Here is a 1289-nt window from a genome sequence, read left to right as displayed (position 1 = left end):
CCATGACCCTGATCGCCACCAACGGCACGACCGCGACCGGCCTCGCCGGCAACGCCCAGCCTGCCGACGGCGACACGCTGACCGTGAACGGCAAGACCATCACCTTCCGCAGCGGCTCGGCTCCGGGTGCGACCGGCGTTCCGACCGGCTCGGGCGTCAGCGGCAACATCGTCACCGACGGCAATGGCAACAGCACCGTCTATCTCGGCACCAACGGCACGCCGGCAGCGACCGTCAACGACCTGTTGAGCGCGATCGATCTGGCAAGCGGCGTCAAGACGGTCTCGATCACCTCGGGTGCGGCGACGATCGCCACGAGCAACGGCCAGACCGCTTCGACCGTCGCTGCGGGCGCCGTCACGCTGAGGAGCTCGACAGGTGCGGATCTGAGCGTCACCGGCAAGGCCGACCTGCTCAAGGCTCTCGCCCTGACCACGTCGGTGGGCGGCGGCAACGCCACCGTCAACGTCAACCGCACCACCAGCGCGGCCTCGCTGGGTGCAACGATCACCGACGGGTCGACGCTGAACGTCAACGGTAAAGTCATCACCTTCAAGAATGCGCCGATCCCGGGCTCGACCGGTGCGCCGAGCATTCCGACCGGTTATGGTGCGAGCGGTAACGTCCTCACCGACGGCGCCGGCAACTCGACGGTCTATCTGCAGGGCGGTACCCTCAACGACGTCTTGAAGGCGATCGACCTCGCCACCGGCGTGCAGACCGCGACGATCGGCGCCAACGGCACCGCGACGCTCGCGACGGCCTCCGGCCAGACCAACTCGTCGATCAACGCCTCGGGCCAGCTGAAGCTGTCCACTGGCGTCAATGCCGACCTGTCGATCACCGGCACGGGCAATGCGCTGAACGCGCTCGGCCTTGCCGGCAACACCGGAACGGCAACCGCCTTCACCGCGGCGCGCACCTCCGGCATCGGCGGCATCAGCGGCAAGACCTTGACCTTCACCTCCTTCAACGGCGGCACGGCGGTCAACGTCACCTTCGGCGACGGCACCAACGGCACGGTCAAGACGCTCGATCAGCTCAACACCAAGCTGCAGGCCAACAACCTGTCGGCGACGATCGACGCCAACGGCCTGCTGACGATCTCGACCACCAACGACTACGCGTCCTCGACCATCGGTTCGAGCGCCGCGGGTGGTGCGATCGGCGGCACGCTGACCTCGTCGCTGACGTTCTCGACGGCTTCCAGCCCCGTCCAGGACGTCGTCGCGCAGACCTCGCGTGCCAATCTGGTGTCTCAGTTCAACAACATCCTGAACCAGATCGAC

General features: G+C 67.0%; 1 protein-coding gene. It reads left to right on the top strand.

Annotated elements, in window-relative coordinates:
* The coding region (locus tag I6F17_RS37400; RefSeq protein ID WP_225132291.1) for a DUF1522 domain-containing protein at positions 1–1289 on the top strand (1289 nt) is incomplete at both ends.

Source organism: Bradyrhizobium sp. NBAIM18, from assembly GCF_020193825.1.
GTDB lineage: Bacteria > Pseudomonadota > Alphaproteobacteria > Rhizobiales > Xanthobacteraceae > Bradyrhizobium > Bradyrhizobium yuanmingense.
This window is presented reverse-complemented; position numbering and strand designations above follow the sequence as displayed.